Origin of the sequence: Sphaerotilus sp. (genome assembly GCF_013299175.1) — a bacterium.
Taxonomy (GTDB): Bacteria; Pseudomonadota; Gammaproteobacteria; order Burkholderiales; family Burkholderiaceae_C; genus Sphaerotilus.
Genome location: NZ_JAAFKF010000087.1, coordinates 1 through 16,151, shown reverse-complemented (window position 1 = coordinate 16,151; position 16,151 = coordinate 1). Strand labels below are relative to the sequence as shown.

Annotated in this window: 19 protein-coding genes and 1 pseudogene; 2 read left to right on the top strand and 18 right to left on the bottom strand. The window is 68.3% G+C overall.

The window, feature by feature from the left end:
* Window positions 1-101 precede the first annotated feature (101 nt).
* A complete protein-coding gene (gene ptsP / locus QZW52_RS14455) occupies window positions 102-1,904 on the bottom strand; it encodes a phosphoenolpyruvate--protein phosphotransferase (RefSeq protein WP_294000087.1) in 1,803 nt (600 codons plus the stop codon).
* A gap of 156 nt (window positions 1,905-2,060) precedes the next feature.
* On the opposite strand from ptsP, the gene QZW52_RS14450 reads away from it, so the two are divergent.
* Entirely contained in the window at window positions 2,061-2,882 is an 822-nt protein-coding gene (locus tag QZW52_RS14450; RefSeq protein ID WP_294000086.1) for a GNAT family N-acetyltransferase, read from the top strand.
* A 33-nt stretch (window positions 2,883-2,915) separates the two neighbouring features.
* Here QZW52_RS14450 and QZW52_RS14445 read toward each other — a convergent pair whose 3' ends face one another.
* The 17 genes and pseudogenes from QZW52_RS14445 to fliF all read right to left on the bottom strand — a co-directional run bounded on the left by QZW52_RS14445 (window position 2,916) and on the right by fliF (window position 15,695).
* Complete coding sequence (locus QZW52_RS14445) at window positions 2,916-3,185, bottom strand: HPr family phosphocarrier protein (RefSeq protein ID WP_294000084.1); 270 nt, start codon at window positions 3,183-3,185, stop codon at window positions 2,916-2,918.
* Window positions 3,154-3,612, bottom strand: a complete 459-nt coding sequence (locus QZW52_RS14440; RefSeq protein WP_294000082.1) for a PTS sugar transporter subunit IIA — start codon at window positions 3,610-3,612, stop codon at window positions 3,154-3,156. The genes QZW52_RS14445 and QZW52_RS14440 overlap by 32 nt, the downstream gene beginning before the upstream one ends.
* Window positions 3,613-3,628: 16 nt before the next feature.
* Window positions 3,629-4,180 (bottom strand): hypothetical protein, encoded by a 552-nt coding sequence (locus QZW52_RS14435; RefSeq protein ID WP_294000080.1) that lies wholly within the window; start codon window positions 4,178-4,180, stop codon window positions 3,629-3,631.
* 42 nt (window positions 4,181-4,222) lie between these two features.
* Window positions 4,223-4,987: a flagellar biosynthetic protein FliR gene (fliR, locus tag QZW52_RS14430; protein WP_294000078.1), complete on the bottom strand. Its 765-nt coding sequence runs from the start codon at window positions 4,985-4,987 to the stop codon at window positions 4,223-4,225.
* Window positions 4,988-5,024: 37 nt separating this feature from the next.
* Window positions 5,025-5,294 carry a flagellar biosynthesis protein FliQ gene (gene fliQ, locus QZW52_RS14425; protein ID WP_294000076.1) on the bottom strand — a complete coding sequence of 90 codons (270 nt, stop codon included), beginning with the start codon at window positions 5,292-5,294 and terminating at the stop codon, window positions 5,025-5,027.
* A gap of 19 nt (window positions 5,295-5,313) precedes the next feature.
* Window positions 5,314-5,421: pseudogene (locus QZW52_RS14420) on the bottom strand (flagellar biosynthetic protein FliQ); the annotation flags it as partial.
* A gap of 9 nt (window positions 5,422-5,430) precedes the next feature.
* Window positions 5,431-6,195, bottom strand: a complete 765-nt coding sequence (gene fliP / locus QZW52_RS14415; protein WP_294000074.1) for a flagellar type III secretion system pore protein FliP — start codon at window positions 6,193-6,195, stop codon at window positions 5,431-5,433.
* The gene (locus QZW52_RS14410) at window positions 6,185-6,616 is read right to left on the bottom strand and encodes a FliO/MopB family protein (protein ID WP_294000072.1); all 432 of its coding nucleotides are present in this window, start codon (window positions 6,614-6,616) and stop codon (window positions 6,185-6,187) included. The genes fliP and QZW52_RS14410 overlap by 11 nt, the downstream gene beginning before the upstream one ends.
* Before the next feature lie 11 nt (window positions 6,617-6,627).
* Window positions 6,628-7,077, bottom strand: a complete 450-nt coding sequence (gene fliN / locus QZW52_RS14405) for a flagellar motor switch protein FliN (RefSeq protein WP_434738342.1) — start codon at window positions 7,075-7,077, stop codon at window positions 6,628-6,630.
* Window positions 7,078-7,084: 7 nt separating this feature from the next.
* Window positions 7,085-8,083: a flagellar motor switch protein FliM gene (fliM, locus tag QZW52_RS14400; protein ID WP_294000069.1), complete on the bottom strand. Its 999-nt coding sequence runs from the start codon at window positions 8,081-8,083 to the stop codon at window positions 7,085-7,087.
* A gap of 42 nt (window positions 8,084-8,125) precedes the next feature.
* Window positions 8,126-8,725: a flagellar basal body-associated FliL family protein gene (locus QZW52_RS14395; RefSeq protein ID WP_294000067.1), complete on the bottom strand. Its 600-nt coding sequence runs from the start codon at window positions 8,723-8,725 to the stop codon at window positions 8,126-8,128.
* A 140-nt stretch (window positions 8,726-8,865) separates the two neighbouring features.
* The gene (locus tag QZW52_RS14390) at window positions 8,866-10,155 is read right to left on the bottom strand and encodes a flagellar hook-length control protein FliK (protein WP_294000065.1); all 1,290 of its coding nucleotides are present in this window, start codon (window positions 10,153-10,155) and stop codon (window positions 8,866-8,868) included.
* Between the two features lie 7 nt (window positions 10,156-10,162).
* On the bottom strand, window positions 10,163-10,621 hold the full coding sequence (locus QZW52_RS14385; RefSeq protein ID WP_294000064.1) for a flagellar export protein FliJ: 459 nt from the start codon (window positions 10,619-10,621) through the stop codon (window positions 10,163-10,165).
* 17 nt (window positions 10,622-10,638) lie between these two features.
* A complete protein-coding gene (gene fliI, locus QZW52_RS14380; RefSeq protein WP_294000062.1) occupies window positions 10,639-12,039 on the bottom strand; it encodes a flagellar protein export ATPase FliI in 1,401 nt (466 codons plus the stop codon).
* Entirely contained in the window at window positions 12,036-12,899 is an 864-nt protein-coding gene (locus QZW52_RS14375; RefSeq protein ID WP_294000061.1) for a flagellar assembly protein FliH, read from the bottom strand. The genes fliI and QZW52_RS14375 overlap by 4 nt, the downstream gene beginning before the upstream one ends.
* The gene (gene fliG, locus QZW52_RS14370; RefSeq protein ID WP_294000059.1) at window positions 12,883-13,884 is read right to left on the bottom strand and encodes a flagellar motor switch protein FliG; all 1,002 of its coding nucleotides are present in this window, start codon (window positions 13,882-13,884) and stop codon (window positions 12,883-12,885) included. Before fliG ends, QZW52_RS14375 begins: the two co-directional genes overlap by 17 nt.
* Before the next feature lie 38 nt (window positions 13,885-13,922).
* A complete protein-coding gene (gene fliF, locus QZW52_RS14365) occupies window positions 13,923-15,695 on the bottom strand; it encodes a flagellar basal-body MS-ring/collar protein FliF (RefSeq protein ID WP_294000057.1) in 1,773 nt (590 codons plus the stop codon).
* Window positions 15,696-15,857: 162 nt separating this feature from the next.
* On the opposite strand from fliF, the gene fliE reads away from it, so the two are divergent.
* Window positions 15,858-16,151 (top strand): flagellar hook-basal body complex protein FliE (fliE, locus tag QZW52_RS14360; protein WP_294000055.1); only part of this gene is annotated, 294 nt, incomplete at its 3' end.

Sequence of the window (16,151 nt, the reverse complement as noted above, 5' to 3'; positions counted from 1 at the left end):
GCCGTTGCAAACAAGTCAGTTAAAAACCAGTTGTTTGCAGCGAAGAGGTCGATTGTAGATCGAATTTCCGATCGGCTGCAAGAGATTTGGTGAAGAATTTTTCAGGGGGACTCTGCGGAGGTGGCAGACAGGGCCGGACGCACCTTGCGAGCACCCCACAGACCCGCCTGTTGGGGATCGTCAGCCGTCAACACCTGCTCGGCCAACCCGGCCAACGCAGACAATTCGGTGCGCAAGATCCGCTGCTTGATGCTGGGTAACTGCGTCGGGTGCATGCTGAACGAGCGCAGCCCGAAGGACAGCAGCACCTCGGTGAACTCCGGATCACCCGCCATCTCGCCGCACACGCTGACGCCCTTGCCCGCCGCCTGCGCCATGCGAATCGTGTTGGCGATCAGCCCCAGCACGGCCGGATGCCACGGGTCATACAGATGCGCCACGGCCTCGTCGGCCCGGTCGATCGCCAGCGTGTACTGGATCAAGTCGTTGGTGCCGATCGACACGAAGTCAAAGTGCTGCAGGAACCGCGGCAGCATGAGCGCCGCAGCCGGTACCTCGATCATGGCGCCCAACGTGACGGAACCATGCGGCGTGCCTGTCGCGACCAGCGCAGCACGTGCGCGGTTCACCGCCTCCAGCGTGGCCTGGATCTCACGGGGGTGCGAAATCATTGGCACGAGCAGGCGCACCGGCCCATGCGCCGCAGCCCGCAGGATCGCGCGCAGTTGCACCTCGAACATGTCCGGATCAGCCAGACTCCAGCGAATCGCACGCAGCCCGAGCGCCGGATTGAGCGCATGGTCGTGCTCGGTTTTGTGCGTGGCCATGCGGTCGAGCGGCTTGTCCGCACCGATGTCGATCGTGCGGATCGTGACCGGCAGACCACGCATCGATTGCACCGCCGACCGATAGGCATCGAACTGCTCCTGCTCGTCGGGCAGTTCACCCAGGCGGTTCATGAACAGGAACTCGCTGCGGAACAGGCCCACCCCTTCGGCCCCGGCGTCCAGCGCCGCTGGCGTGTCTCCGGGCATCTCGATGTTGGCCAGCAGCTCGATCCGCTGCCCGTCCAGCGTCACGGCCGGACGCCCGCGCAACCGGGCCAGCCGGTCCCGCTCCAGTTGCCCCTGCCGCTGGCGGAAGCGGTATTCCTCCAGCACCATCGGCGACGGATCAACCAGAACGATGCCCGCGTCGCCGTCGATGATCACCCAGTCGTCCTGCCGGACCAGCCGGCTCGCCTCGCGGGCGCCCACGACGGCGGGGATGTCCAGGCTGCGCGCCACGATGGCCGTGTGCGAGGTCCGTCCGCCCACCTCGGTGACGAAGCCACGGAAAACGCTGCCCTTGAACTGCATCATGTCGGCCGGCGAGATGTCGTTGGCCACCAGCACCAGCGGTGCCGCATCCCCCTGGTCGGCACTCAAGCCCTGGCGCAGCAGCGGGGAGGTGCCCGCCAGACCGCCGCGGGCCAGCGCCTGCAGCAGCCGCTCGGCGACCTGTTCCACGTCCGACTTGCGTTCGCGCAGGTACTCATCGTCCATTTCATCGAACTGGCGGGTCAGTGCGTCGAGCTGGGCCGTGACCGCCCACTCGGCGTTGTAGTGGCGCTCCTCGATCCACTGGCAGGTCGCACTGGCCAGCACCTCGTCGTTGAGCAGCATCACATGCACCTCCAGCAGCGCCACCAGCTCGGCCGGCGTGTCGCCCTGGACCGCCTGCTTGAGGGACTCCAGCTCGGCGCAGACGACATCACGCGCCACCCGCAGCCGCGCGATCTCGTGGACGATCTGGTCCGGCTCGACAAAGTAGTGGGCGACATCCACCCGGCTGGACGCCACCAGCACGGCCCGTCCGATCGCGACTCCGCGGGACACCGGCAATCCGAAAACCTGCACGCTCATGGCCGGATGCTAGCAGCGAGTCCCCGGCCTGTCGCTCGGGTAACACCCCCTGAAGCGCCTCTGTCGGCCACACCACCGCGTCACCAGAACGTCACGGCCTCGACACGGCCGCGTCATCTCGCCCGACCACGATGGCGCCAATTCGAGGAGCCGACGATGAGCGAACTGCCCCAACCCACCCTGCCCCTGGCCGATCTGAGGCTGCACCGCCCGCAGGCCGCGGCCACCCGGAGTAGACCCGTCGAGCGTTTCAGCGTCGGCTGGGCACGCCACCAGGACGAGGTCCGCGAGGCCCAGCGGTTGCGCTACCAGGTGTTTGCCGAGGAGATGGGCGCCCGGCTCTCGCCCCTTCCCGGCACCCCCGCCGGCCACGATGCCGACCGCTTCGACGCGGGCTGCGAACACCTGATCGTGCGCTGCGAAGGCGACTCCCCACAAGCGGGTGAAGTGATCGGCACCTACCGGGTGCTGACACCGCAGGCTGCCCGGCACCTGGGCGGCTGGTACAGCGACACCGAGTTCAACTTCGATCCACTGCGTGCCCGGCTCGGGCAAACCGCGGAACTCGGCCGCTCCTGCGTCCATTCCGCCCACCGCCAAGGCGGGGTGGTCCTGGCACTGTGGGGCGCACTGGGCGCATTCCTGCAGGCAAACCGGCTGGACACGGTGATCGGCTGTGCCAGTGTGTCCATGCACGACGGTGGCCACGTCGCCGCCAGTCTGTGGGAGCGACTGCGCACGACCCACCTCGCAACGCCCGAGTGGCGGGTGCAGCCACGATTGGCTTTACCAGTCGAGAACCTGCGCCGTGATCTGCCGGCCGAGTTGCCGGCGCTGATCAAGGGCTATCTGCGCTGTGGCGCACAGGTACTGGGTGCGCCCGCCTGGGATCCTGATTTCAACACCGCCGACCTGCCGATGCGGATGCGGCTGCAGGATCTGCCCGAGAAATACCGCCGGCATTTCCTCGGACACTGACCGCCAGCGTCCGACACCCCACGCCGCGCTGGCTCAGGCGCCTTCGCCGAACTTGTCGTGGATCAGGGCGCACAGCGCGTCCATGGCCTCCTGCTCGCGGGTGCCGTCGATCTCGATCTCGATCTCGCTGCTCAGCCCCGCAGCCAGCATCATCACGCCCATGATGCTCTTGGCATTGACGCGCCGGCCATTGCGGCTGACGAAGATGTCGCAGGGGAAACTGCCGGCCAGCTTGGTGAACTTGGCCGAAGCGCGCGCGTGCAGGCCGAGCTTATTGCTGATGGTGATGGTGGTTCTGATCATGGCCGCCAGGAGTGAAAGCTTGGTTTTGCGGACGGGTGGACGCCACCGGGAGCACGCCCTGCACGCCGCCCTTCATCGCCCGGTCGAAGAGTTCGCCGACGGTGGCGTGGTCGGGCGAGCTGAGCGTGCGCCAGAGCATCGCCACGTTCACGCCCGCCACCGCCCGGATGCGCGTGCCATCGACCAGCCGCTGCGCGACGTTGGCCGGCGTGGCCCCGAACACGTCGATCAGCATCAGCGCCTCGGGATCGCTGTCCTCTTCGGTAGGGAGCAGCGTGCGCAGGTGCGCCTCGATGTCCTCGGGCGACATGTCGGGTGGCACGTCGAACACCCGCAGGTGCGCAGCCGCATCGGCGAAGGTGTGTGCGGCCACCTGCTTCAGTGTCGAAGCCATCGGGGCATGGGCAATGATCAGCAGGCGGGCCATGGGCGCGGATTATGGGTCACGGCCAGCGCACGCTGCGCAGGAACTCGTCGGCGCTCTCCGTCCAGACGGCCGGCGCCCCGCGCTGCGCCATCGCGACGAACTGGAACACCTGCAGGCCGCGCGCGACAAACACCGCTTCGGCCCGCGCCGGCGGACCCTCGCCCGGTTTTCCGATGAGTACCACCCGGCGGGCCTCCACGTTGGGGGTCATGCCGGTGATCTGCACGGGACGCACCGCCTCTTCGCTGCCGTGCAGACGACTGGCCAGACTGAGGCGCGACGCGCGCAGCACCGTGCCCAGGCGCGCCGGATCGCCGACATCGAGCACCGTGGCAGACCAGGACAGCCCGCCCGCATCGCAGGCCCACATGGCGGCCCGTGTCGGCACCCCGCCCAGCACCAGCGACCGCTCGGCGTGCTCGGGTTTGCAAGGAAATTGCACCCGCGTCTGCGGGCCGACCTCCACATCGCGCCAGTTGAGCGTCGGCGAACAGGCGCACAACAGCCCGGACAAGGCGATCAAAAGCAGTGGCAGTGGCAGTGGCAAGGACAAGGTCATGCGTGGCATGGCGGCATTATCGCCACGGACATCCAACGCTGCCGTTGCCCCTCAGGGCTGGAACTGCGCCAGCAGCCGCTCCAGCACCGCCAGCATCGGCGACTGCAGCATCGGCAGCGTGACCAGCAACCCGAACAGGCCCACCGAGATGGTGATCGCGAAGCCGATCGAGAAGATCTGGAGCTGCTGGGCCACCCGCGAGATCAGCCCGAGCACCAGGTTCACGAAGGTCAGCATCGTGATGGTGGGCAGCGCGATCCACAGGCCGTAGCGGAACAGGTCAGCGCCCCACACCTGCGGCTGGATCTGCAGCAGCAGGTCCAGCGGATGGTCCGACACCGGGAACCGCTGGAAGCTCTCCACCACCACCACGGTGAGCAGCAGGTGCCCATTGATGACCACGAACAGCCAGGCGGCCATCGTGTTGAAGAAGCGGGCCGTGGCCGTGACCTGCGAGCCGCTGGTGGCGTCGAAGAAGCTCGCGAAGTTCAGGCCCATCTGCAGGCCGATGAGTTCTCCGGCGAACTCGATCGAGGTGAACACCACCCGCGCCGCGAAGCCGATCGTGAGGCCGATCACCACCTGCTGCGCCACCATCGCCAGCGCGGCCGGGCTGTCGAGTGCCACCATCGGCATCGGGGGCAGGCTCGGTTGCGCGCACAGGACCACGAGGGCAGCCAACCCGACCCGCACCCGGATCGGAATCACGCGCATCGACAGCACCGGCGCCGCCGTGAACAAGCCCAGCACCCGCAGCAGCGGCCACAGCAGCGGCAGCACCCATTGCAGGATCTGCGCTTCGTTGAAGCCGATCATGGGGGTGGCATCTGCGGCATCTTCGGCCGGTGGATCGTCAGCCAACCGCGCCGGGGATGGCCTGGAGCACACGCTGGAGATACTCCACCAGCGTCGTCAGCATCCAGGGGCCAGCCACCATCATCACCGCCACCCCGGCCAGCACCTTGGGCACGAAGGACAGCGTGGCCTCGTGCAACTGCGTCGCCGCCTGCAGCACGCTCACCACCACGCCGACCAGCAGGATCGTCAGCAGCATCGGCGCCGCCACGGTCAGCAAGACGACCAGCGCCTCCTGGCCGTAGGTGAAGACTTGAGAAGAATCCATGCGGTGGCGCCTGCAGCACGCTCACCACCACGCCGACCAGCAGGATCGTCAGCAGCATCGGCGCCGCCACGGTCAGCAAGACGACCAGCGCCTCCTGGCCGTAGGTGAAGACTTGAGAAGAATCCATGCGGTGGCCTCAGATCGAAAAGCTGGCCGCCAGCGAGCCGAGCAGCAGGTTCCAGCCATCGGCCAGCACGAACAGCATCAGCTTGAACGGCAGCGCCACCAGCACCGGCGACAGCATCATCATCCCCAGGCTCATCAGCACGCTGGCGACCACCATGTCGATCACCAGGAAGGGGATGAAGATCAGGAAACCGATCTGGAAGGCCGACTTCAGCTCGCTGGTGACGAACGACGGCACCAGCACGCGCAGCGGCAGCGCCTCGGGCTTGGGTGTGCCTTCCAGCCGTGCCAGCCGCGAGAACAGCGCCACGTCGGACTGCCGCGTCTGGCGCAGCATGAACTGGCGCATCGGCCCCTCGCAACGCGACACCGCCTCCTCGAAACTGATCTGGCTGGCGGCGTAGGGCTTGTAGGCGTCGGCGTAGACCTTGTCCAGGGTCGGCCCCATCACGAACAGCGTCAGGAACATCGACAGCCCGACGATGACCTGGTTGGGCGGTGCGGCCTGGGTGCCCATCGCCTGGCGCAGCAGGCTCAGCACGATCACGATGCGGGTGAAGCCCGTCATCATCAGCAGCATGGCCGGCAGGAAGGACAGCGAGGTGAAGAACAGCAGCGTCTGGATCGGCACCGAGTAGGTGCCGCCCCCAGCGCCTTGTCCGACCATCAGCGGCAAGCCCGCGGGTGCGGCTGCCTGCGCGAGGGCCGGTGACAAGCCCGCCACCAGCCACGGCAGCAGTCCCCACCGCGACCGGCGCCGAAGTTCACTGTCCATGGGACTTCACCGCCGGACCCTGCGGCCCGCGGCGCCACTGGCTGAGCAGATAGCCGAAGCTGGTGCCCGCGATCGATGGCAGTCCCGACCCTGCGATCGGGTCGGAGATCCTGTCGATCTGCACGGTGGTCACGGGTGGCGGAACCAGGCGGTGCAACACCACGATCTGCTGCCCGGTCATGCCCAGCACCAGCCAGCAGCGGTCGCCGCCCTCGCCCACCTCCACCGTCACCAACCGGTGTTGCGGCGAGAGGACCGACTGCGACACCACGCGCATGGCGCCGGACGCTGTCCGCGGCGACATCCCCGCATAACCGCTGCGCCTGAGCAGCCACAGCGCCGCCGGGATCGACACCAGCACCAGCGCCAGCCAGAGCAGCGGCGCCAGGGAAGTCAACGGTGAACCGAGCGTGGAGGTCATCGCGCCACCCTTCAGTTGCCGCGGGACAGGCGGCGCATGCGCTCGCTCGGGGTGACGATGTCGGTCAGCCGCACGCCGAACTTCTCGTTCACCACCACCACCTCGCCCTGCGCGATCAGGTAGCCGTTGACCAGCACGTCCATCGGCTCGCCCGCCATCGCGTCGAGTTCCACCACCGAGCCTTGGGCCAGGTGCAGGATGTTCTTGATGGGAATGCGGGTGCGGCCGAGTTCGACCGTGAGCTGCACCGGAATGTCCAGGATCAGGTTCAGATCCTTGCCCCCCGCAGCGCCGCCGGGTGCGTCGCCAGGGCGACCGAAATCCGTGAACGCCGCCGCCTGCGGCAACCCCGTCCCGTACCCCGGGAGCGCATCGACCGCCGAACCCGTCCCCTGCGGCGCATCGTCCAGCGAAGCCGCCCACTCGGCGGCCAGCGCATCCTGTTCAGACAGGCCAGTCAAGGCATTTTCAGACATTGTGGTCTCCGATCCAGCTCACCTGGGAACTGGTCAACATGCGCTCCACGCGGATGGCGTAATGCCCGTTCGAGGTGCCGTAGCTGGCCTCGACCACGGGCACGCCGTCCACCTTGGCGCGGATCAATTTGCCCAGATCCAGCTCAATGAAATCGCCGGCTTGCATCGCCAGCAGTTGCTCGACCGTGGCAGGTGCATGGGCCAGCTCGGCCACCAGTTGCACCTCGGCCGATTGAATCTCGTCGGACAGCACGCGCACCCAGCGGCCATCCTTGCCCGGGCCTTCGCCCTGGTTGCTGCTGCGCAGCACGTCGCGGATCGGCTCCAGCGACGAGTAGGGGAAACAGATCTGGACCGAGCCGACCGCCTCGCCGATCTCCACCGTGAACACCGTGCTCACCACCAGCTCGCTCGCCGAAGCGATGTTGACGAACTGCGGCTGCATCTCGGAACGCTGGTAGGCCAGCTCGACCGGGTAGACGCCCTGCCAGGCCCGGTTGTATTCCGACAGGATGATCTCGACCAGCCGCATGATCACCCGGTGTTCGGTGGGCGAGAACTCCCGGCCCTCGATCCGCACCGGGTACTTGCCGACCCCGCCGAACAGCGCGTCGATCACCGCGAACACGAAGCTCGGGTCGCACACCACCAGCCCCATGCCGCGCAGCGGGCGCAGGGAGACGATGTTGAAGTTCGTCGGCACCATGGTCTCGCGCAAGTAGTTGCTGTACTTGTGGACCTTGATCTCGCCGGCCGCGATTTCCATCGTCCGGTGCGTGAACGCGGTCATCACCGGACAGACATTGCGGGCGAACCGCTCGTTGATCGCCTCCAGCATGGGCATGCGCCCACGCACGATGCGCTCTTCGCTTGCCAGGTTGTAGTCGCGTACCTGCCCCTTGGGCTTGTCGGACACCTCACCAGGCACATCGCCCGAGATGCCGTCCAGCAGGGCATCGACCTCATCCTGGGACAGGTTCAACTGGCTCATGGTGTGGGTGTTTTCGCGGTCGATCGGCGCACGGATCGGCGATCACTGCACGATGAAGCTGGAGAAATGCACTTGCTGCACCGGGTTGTAGACGGGTGCTGCACGGTGGCGCTTCTTGCCTGCCGTGCTGTCCTCGTCCGACTCGACCTCGATGTTGATGCCCATCGGACGCACTGCCTCGCGGGCAATTTCGGCCGCCAGCAGCTCCTTGCCCTCGCGACCGAGCATGTCGGCCGCCGTCTTGTGCGACAGGATCATCAGGATGGCGTTGCGAATGGCCGGCATGTACGCCTTCATCTCGTCCGCGAACTTGGCGTCCTCGATTTCCAGCGTGAGTCCGATCTGGGCGTAGCGGTCGCTGTCGCGATCGGCCAGATTCACCACGAACGGCTCCAGGGGCAAGTAGCTGGGCGGTGTGTGGGCATCGCGCTTGATCGGCTTGCGCGCGGGAGCGGCGTGTGCCGAGGCTTGCGTGCCGTCATCGGACTCCGCTGCTGCAGCGGCTCGGCGTTGCATCACCAGAAAGCCGCCCGCGCCACCGACGACCAGCACTGCGACCACGCCCAGGATGATCCACAGCTTCTTGGATCCCTTCTTCGTTTTCGCAACAGTTTGTTCCGCACTCGCAGCGGCAGCCGACATGTCCTTCTCCTGCGTGCTTGAGGCCGCCGTGGGGTGGCCTCTGATTGAAGACCATTATTGGGACCAGCCACCGGTGCCAATGTTCTGAAAAGCACAGCAAATCCGGAGATGCCCGCACGAGGCCGCCACGGAATTGCGCCTCAGACCACGAGATCGAGGCGGCCGGCACGCCCAGGCGACGGCCCCAGCACCACCGGCGCGTGCCCGCGGACCACGGCACGGCCATTGACCGAGAACACGGTTTCCCCACGCGACGGCGGCCGATTGCCGGACCCCGACCGCTGGTCGAAGGAGGCACCGCTGCGCGCCTGGGCCTGCGCTCCCTCCCCGCCAGCCCCCATCCCGGCAGACGCACTGGCCGCCAGCGCCTCCTTGGACGCGGCATGGACCGCGCCGTGGGTCAGGCAGACGCCGCCCTCGCGCAGGGTCTGTTCCAGTGCGGGCAGTGCAGCCTCCAGGTGGTGGCGGGTCAGCGCCTCGCTGGCACCGAACGCGATGCGGGCGTCGCTCCCCTGCAGCTCGATCGAGACCGACACGGGGCCGAGCGACTCGGGGTTCAGGTGCAAGGTCACGGACTGCGGTCCCTGCTCGGCCTGCCCGATCCGCCGCACCAGCTCCACCACCACGGCGTCGGAGAAACCAGGCTGTGTCACCGGGGTCTGGATCCAGGTCTGCGCGGGCGCGACCACCGGGCTGCCCTGGGCCGTGACCACCCCGGTCGAGGGAGCGGTGGTCGCCGCGGCAGCCGCCACCGCCGCGGCAGAGAACGGCAACGCGGTCATGCTGGCCGCGTTGCCATCACCGGCACTGCCCGCGTGGTCGCCGGGTGCGGCGCGCGGGGCATCGCTGGGCAGCGTGAAGGGCGTCGGACCCATGGGCGTTTCGGCGACGGTCGGTCGGCGCGGACTGTCAGCCGGCACGCTGGTGTCGGCGGACAGGGCCGGTGGCAGTGCAGACGTGGACACACGCTCGGCGGTGGCCGCGCTGCTCGGCAGCGCGTCGGCACGCCCAGTTGCCGCACCCGCCGCCGACTCGGGTGACGCCGACAACTGCATGACCCATTGCATCAGCGAGGTGCTGGACGGTTCAGGCGTGGGCGGCAGCGGTGGTGGCGGCGGGACGGGCTGCAGCGGCGCATCCGGTGGCGCGGACGCCAGCGCCAGCGCAGCGGACGCCCCGTCAGCCAACGGATCGCCGGAGGTATCGGCCCGCAGATCGGTGCGCGGATCGGCCAGCAGGTCGAGCACCTCGGTGGAGCCAGCCTCGGACTTGGCGAGGGCGCCTGCCGCTTTGAGGGCGCGGGCAAACGGGCTGGGTTGCGCGGTCGGAGTGGTGGAGCGAACCGCCGGTTTCAAGGCCGAGGCCGACGCAGCAACCGACGCGGCGGTGTCCGTCGGGGTGGTCAACAAAGACGAGACAGAGGTGTCCATGATGCATTCACCAGCCGTGGTGGCCGGACCCGTTGGTGCGCGCCCACGCGGCGCGGGCGGCACGTTCATCGGACTGGCGCTGCTCCTGGCGGTGCTGGTGCAGGTTGGCCGCATCGGCACGGCGCTGCAGCAGCTTGCCAATGGCGGCCACGCGGCGCTCGGCCTCCAGCGCATCGCTCTGGCGCTTGCACAAGGTCTGGCGGGCGCGATCGACCTGGCCCGCCTGCAAATCCACCGCCTCGTGCAGGCGCCCCGAAAAGGCGTGGTGGCAGTGCATCAGCGGCACCGCCACCGACTGGCTGAACGCCACCGACCAGCGGCTCTGGTGGTCATTGCGGTAGGCGGTGAGCTGGGTCTGCTGCTGCACCGCCACCGACAGGGCTTCATCGGCACGCCGCTGCAGCGCCATCGCCTGGTCACGCTGGCGCTCGGCATGTTCGAGCAAGGTCACAAGGGCTTGGGTCATCGGTCGGGGTCAAGGGGTCAGTGCCGGGTGATGTGGCGCAGCATCGCCAGGCTGTCGCCCAGCGTGGCGCGCACATCGGTGTCCTGCTGCAACATGGCCAGCATGGCGGGCTGGGCGCGCACGGCGGCGTCGAGTTCGGCGTCATGGCCCGGCACATAGGCACCGAGCTGCATCAGGTCGCGGGCCTTGCTCAGCTTGGCGAGCATCTTGCGCATCTGGCGGGCGGACTCGATGTGTTCGCGGGTGGCGACATTGGTCATCACGCGCGAGATGGAGCGTTCGATGTCGATCGCCGGGTAGTGGCCGGATTCCGCCAGGTCGCGCGAGAGCACGATGTGGCCGTCGAGGATGCCGCGGGCGGCGTCGGCGATCGGATCCTGCTGGTCGTCGCCCTCGCTGAGCACGGTGTAGAACGCAGTGATCGAGCCTTGGCCCGCGTGGCCGTTGCCGCTGCGCTCGACGAGCTGCGGCAGCTTGGCGAAGCAGCTTGGCGGGTAGCCCTTGGTGGCGGGCGGCTCGCCGATGGCCAGCGCAATCTCGCGCTGCGCCATGGCGTAGCGGGTCAGCGAATCCATCAGCAGCAGCACATCCAGCCCCTGGTCGCGGAAATGCTCGGCCACCGCCGTGGCGTAGGCCGCGCCTTGCAGCCGGTTCAGCGGCGGCGCGTCGGCCGGCGCGGCCACGACCACCGAGCGGCGGCGGCCCTCCTCGCCCAGGATGTCCTCGATGAACTCCTTGACCTCGCGCCCGCGCTCGCCGATCAGGCCAACCACGATCACGTCGGCGGCCGTGTAGCGCGCCATCATCCCGAGCAGCACCGACTTGCCCACGCCGGTGCCCGCGAACAGGCCGATGCGCTGGCCCTTGCCCACGGTGAGCAAGGCGTTGATCGAGCGCACGCCGGTGTCGAGCGGCTTGCGCACCGGGTCGCGCTCCATGGCATTGATCGGTCGGCGCACCAGCGGCAGCGACTGCACATCGCGCAGCGGGCCACCATGGTCCAGCGGCTGGCCACTGGCATCGACAACCCGGCCGAGCAGCCCGTTGCCGATCGGCAGGTGGCGCGAGCGGTCCTCGCTGCGGCGCCACAGGTGGCGGCTCACGCCGAGTTCGGGGGCCTGCACCGGCACGTCCAGTGGAACCACCCGCGCACCACTCGCCAGGCCGTGGATCTCGCCGGCCGGCATCAGGAAGGCCCGGTCGCCCGAGAACCCGACCACCTCGGCCTGGATCGCCGGCTGTCCCGGCATCAGCACCTCGCACAGCGAGCCGACCGGCACCCGGATGCCCGCGACCTCCAGCACCAGCCCCGCCACGCGCACCAGCGTGCCCTGCACCGACAGCGGCAGCTTGGCACTGGCCCGCTCGTGCAGGTCGTCGAGGTAGCGCGTCCAGGGGTCCATCGCAGGGGTACTCATGGGGCGGCCGGGCGGTCGGTCACATCGACCTCGGCCAGCACCGGATGGCCCATCGCCGCCACGGCTCCCGCCCAGCGGGTCGCCAGCCGTGCATCGACCACCCCCAGATCCGACACCACCAGACAGCCGCCGCGCTCGATGTGCCCATCGGCCACCAGCCGCGCCCCACGCGCCTCGCACGCATCGGCGCAACCGTGCGCGATCAGCGCCAGATCCTCGGGATGGACGTTCACCGTGATGTGGCGCGCCGACAGCAGCACCTCGGCCAGCGCCTCCTGCACCACGTCCACGACCAGCGCCGCGCTGGTCTGCAATTCGCTGCGCACCACCTGACGCGCCATCTGCATGGCAATGCCCGCCAGCCGCCGGGCGAGCGCCTGCTCGACGCCATCGAGTCCCTGCTGGAACTGCGCCAGCAGCGCCGCCACCGGCGCACCGACCTCGCTGGCCTGCTGCTGGCGAAACGCCGCCATTGCCGCAGCGGCTTCCGCGTGCAGGGTCTGGGTGGTTTCCTCTCGGCCCATCTGCCGGCCTTGTTCGAAGACCTCCGCCAGACGCGCCTGGAGCTGACCCAGCCGCGCTGCGCGCTGTGCAGCGGGGTCGATCGGCGGTGGCGCCGGTGCAGGATCCGGAGTGGATGCCGGGTTCGGTGCGCCACGGGTGCCGCGCACCTCCAGGCTGTCGGGCACCCAGGCCACCGCGCGCCGGATCTCCTCGCGCGGAATGAACCGCGCATACGATGACCCGCTCGACCGGGCAGCGCCTTCGTGTGCCTCCACCCGTGGCACGCGCTCATGGCGTTCCAGCCGCTGCGCGAAAGCCTGCGCAGCGGCGTCGGTGGCGTCAAAGGAACTGGCCATCGCCGCCTCCGCTCATGGCGATCTGTCCATCGTCCGACAGACGGCGCACCACCTGCAGGATGGTCTTCTGCTCGGCCTCGACCTCGGCCACCCGCACCGGACCCCGCGAGGCCAGGTCTTCGCGCAGCATTTCCGCTGCGCGGCTGGACATGTTGCGGAACACCTTCTCGCGCAGCTCCTCGGTCGCCCCCTTGAGTGCCACGAGCAGCGACTCGCTCTGCACTTCCTTGAGCACGGTCTGGATACCACGGTCATCGACGCGCATCAGATCGTCGAAAGTGAACATGTTGTCGGAGATCTTCTGCGCCAGCTCCACGTCGGAGTTGCGGATGTAGTCGAGCACCGAGACCTCCACGCCCGTGCCCATGAGGTTGAGCACCTCGGCCGCGGTCTTGATCCCGCCCAGGTTCGACTTGCTGCTGCGCCCACCGCCAGCAAGCACCTTGGAGAGCACCTCGCTGAGTTCCTGCAACGCCGCCGGCTGCACGCCATCGAGCGTGGCCAAGCGGATCATCACCTCGTTGCGCTGCGCCTCCGGGAAGCGCCGCAGCACGGCGCTGACCTGGTCCGGCTCCAGATGGACCAGGATCACCGCCACGATCTGCGGGTGCTCCAGCCGCAGCAGCTCAGCCACCGTCACCGGGTCCATCCACTTCAGGTTGTCGATGCCGGGGGCGTCGTCGGCGCCGATGATGCGCTCCAGCAGCAGCTTGGCCTTGTCGTTGCCGAGCGCCCGGTGCAGCACGTTGCTGACGTAGTCGTCGGTGTCGAGTCCGAATTCGATCAAGCCCTCGCTCTCGACCTGCTCCTCGAAGCGCACCAGCACCCGCTCGTAGCGGTCGCGGGAAATCGTCTTGGTGCGGGCGATCTTCTCGCCCAGGCTCTGCACTTCCTTGGGCGTGAGGTGGCGGAACACATCGGCCGCGCCCTCCTCGCCCATCGAGATCAGCAGGATCGCTGCGTCTTCCAGGCCCTTGTCGTCCATGCTTCGCCTCTCTGTCCGCTACTGCGACTCAATCCGCTTCAATCCGATTCTGTGCCGTTGGCCCATCCGCGCAGAATGCGCGCAACCGAGGCCGGATTCGTCCGCACCATCTGGCGCACCGCCTGCAGCCGCTGGTCCGATGCGCTCAGCACCACGCCCGGCGCTGGCAAGGCCGCCAGTGCTGCGTTGCCGCCGAGTCCCAGGCCGTTGCCACCTCCATGGCTGCTGCCTGCCAGCGCCGGCAACTCGGTCACGTCGTTCACCACCGTGTCCAGGCGCGGCCCCGTGGCGGCACCGTCGGGCGGCCTGTGCCGGCGAAGATCCTGCAACACCGGCCGGATCACGCCGAACACCAGCGCCAGCCCGAGCGCGCCCAGCACCAGCGGCACCGCCAGCGTGCGGACCATCTCCAGCGCCTGGGGCTGTTTCCACAGCGGCAGCGGTTCGATCTTTTCGACCACCAGAGCCTTGAACGGCGCGTTGATCACCTTGACCGTGTCGCCGCGCTCCTTGTTGAAGCCCACGGACTCCTGGACCAGCGACACCAGCTTGTCGATTTCCTCGGGCGCCAGCGGCTGGGTCTGGGTCTGGCCCTTCTTGTCGGTGCTGGTGCGGTGGTTCACCACGACCGCCACCGCGAGCCGGCGAACCGCCCCCGCGGCCGCGCGCGTCACCCGCACCGTCTTGTCGATCTCGTAGTTCGTGACCGCGTCGCGCCGCCCGCCCGCGCCGAGCGCACCGGCTTGTCCCGCCTGCGCAGTCTGCAGGGCTTGCGCTGCACCGTTGATCGGGGCGGAGGCCGCCGCCTGTGGCTGGTTCGTCGCGGCACCCGGCACCCCGCTGGCCAGCGCCCCGCCGCCCGCACCCGCCGTGCCGTTTTCCGAAATCTGCGCGCTGCGCACCGCCGCGGCCACACCCCCCTGGTTGGGCTTGAACTCCTCGGTGGTGGACTCGGATTGCGAAAAATCCAGCTCCGCGACCACCTGTGCGCGCAGGTTGTCCCGGCCCACGATCGGCTCCAGGATGTCGAGGATGCGCTTGGTGTAAAGCGCCTCGACGCGGGAGATGTGCTGCACCTGGCTGGAGTCGAGTCCCCCGGCGCTCCCGTCCGTCGCGTCCGACAGCATCGCGCCGCTCTGGTCGAGCACGCTCACCGCCTTCGGATTCAGCTCCGGCACGCTGGCCGACACCAGATGCACGATGCCGGCGATCTGCCCGCGGTCGAGCGTCTGGCCGCCGTGCAGCGTCAGCAGCACCGAGGCACTGGGCTTTTGCTGGTCGCGGAAGAACCCGTTCTGGTTGGGCAGCGCCAGATGCACGCGGGCCGACTCGACCGCCGACAGCGCCGTGATCGAGCGCACCAGCTCGCCCTCCAGGCCACGCTGGAAATTCAGCCGCTCCTGGAACTGGGTCGTGCCGAAGCGGGCGTTGTCCATCAGCTCGAAGCCGACGGTCGAGCCTTTGGGCAAACCCGTCTGCGCCAGCTTCAGCCGCACGTCATGCACCTGGTCGGCCGGCACCAGCACCGCACCACCGCCCTCGCTGAAGCGGTAGGGCACATTCATCTTGGTCAATTGCGCCACGATGGCGCCGCCGTCCTTGTCGTTCAGGTTGGAGAACAGCACCCGGTAATCCGGCCGCGTTCCCCACACCGCCGACAGCCCGATGACAGCCAGCAGCAGCAGCACGCCGCCAGCGAGCATGGCCTTGCGCAGGGGGGCCAAGGCGGAGAATTGCTCCGCCAGACGTGCTGCGCCAGCGCCGGAAGCCGGGGGTGACGCAGTCAGGGTGGTCGAGCTGGAGAGGTCCATGTCCAATCAGTCGTTGCACGCAGACCAGAACGGCTGCGCTGAAAACGGATTATTCGAGTACCGCCCTGTCCAGAAGCGGCAAACAGGCGACCGATCGCCGCACTCTTCCGTCCATCCCATCGACTGCGCTTGCCTAGGATGGCGAAGCTGTGGAGGTTCCTCATGGACATGACGCTCAAGCCTTTCGATTTCGCCCAAGCGGTGGCCCGCGCCGGATTGACCGGTCTGGGCAACACCGCCTCGGCACCCGCTGTGGAGAACGCCGCGGGTGGTTTTTCCCAGGTGTTCAGCCAAGCCCTGCGCAACGTCAGTGAATCCCAGAACGCGGCGCAGGCATTGCAGCGCGAGGTGTCACTCGACAACCCCAAGGTCAGCCTGGAAGAGACGATGGTCGCGATGCAGCGGTCCAACATCGGTTTTCAGGCCACGCTGCAGGTCCGCAACCGGCTGGTGCAG

Coding starts and splice junctions, on each gene's coding strand:
- ptsP (WP_294000087.1), bottom strand. CDS start 1,904: ATGAGCGTGCAGGTTTTCGGATTGCCGGTGTCCCGCGGAGTCGCGATC.
- QZW52_RS14450 (WP_294000086.1), top strand. CDS start 2,061: ATGAGCGAACTGCCCCAACCCACCCTGCCCCTGGCCGATCTGAGGCTG.
- QZW52_RS14445 (WP_294000084.1), bottom strand. CDS start 3,185: ATGATCAGAACCACCATCACCATCAGCAATAAGCTCGGCCTGCACGCG.
- QZW52_RS14440 (WP_294000082.1), bottom strand. CDS start 3,612: ATGGCCCGCCTGCTGATCATTGCCCATGCCCCGATGGCTTCGACACTG.
- QZW52_RS14435 (WP_294000080.1), bottom strand. CDS start 4,180: ATGCCACGCATGACCTTGTCCTTGCCACTGCCACTGCCACTGCTTTTG.
- fliR (WP_294000078.1), bottom strand. CDS start 4,987: ATGATCGGCTTCAACGAAGCGCAGATCCTGCAATGGGTGCTGCCGCTG.
- fliQ (WP_294000076.1), bottom strand. CDS start 5,294: ATGGATTCTTCTCAAGTCTTCACCTACGGCCAGGAGGCGCTGGTCGTC.
- fliP (WP_294000074.1), bottom strand. CDS start 6,195: ATGGACAGTGAACTTCGGCGCCGGTCGCGGTGGGGACTGCTGCCGTGG.
- QZW52_RS14410 (WP_294000072.1), bottom strand. CDS start 6,616: ATGACCTCCACGCTCGGTTCACCGTTGACTTCCCTGGCGCCGCTGCTC.
- fliM (WP_294000069.1), bottom strand. CDS start 8,083: ATGAGCCAGTTGAACCTGTCCCAGGATGAGGTCGATGCCCTGCTGGAC.
- QZW52_RS14395 (WP_294000067.1), bottom strand. CDS start 8,725: ATGTCGGCTGCCGCTGCGAGTGCGGAACAAACTGTTGCGAAAACGAAG.
- QZW52_RS14390 (WP_294000065.1), bottom strand. CDS start 10,155: ATGGACACCTCTGTCTCGTCTTTGTTGACCACCCCGACGGACACCGCC.
- QZW52_RS14385 (WP_294000064.1), bottom strand. CDS start 10,621: ATGACCCAAGCCCTTGTGACCTTGCTCGAACATGCCGAGCGCCAGCGT.
- fliI (WP_294000062.1), bottom strand. CDS start 12,039: ATGAGTACCCCTGCGATGGACCCCTGGACGCGCTACCTCGACGACCTG.
- QZW52_RS14375 (WP_294000061.1), bottom strand. CDS start 12,899: ATGGCCAGTTCCTTTGACGCCACCGACGCCGCTGCGCAGGCTTTCGCG.
- fliG (WP_294000059.1), bottom strand. CDS start 13,884: ATGGACGACAAGGGCCTGGAAGACGCAGCGATCCTGCTGATCTCGATG.
- fliF (WP_294000057.1), bottom strand. CDS start 15,695: ATGGACCTCTCCAGCTCGACCACCCTGACTGCGTCACCCCCGGCTTCC.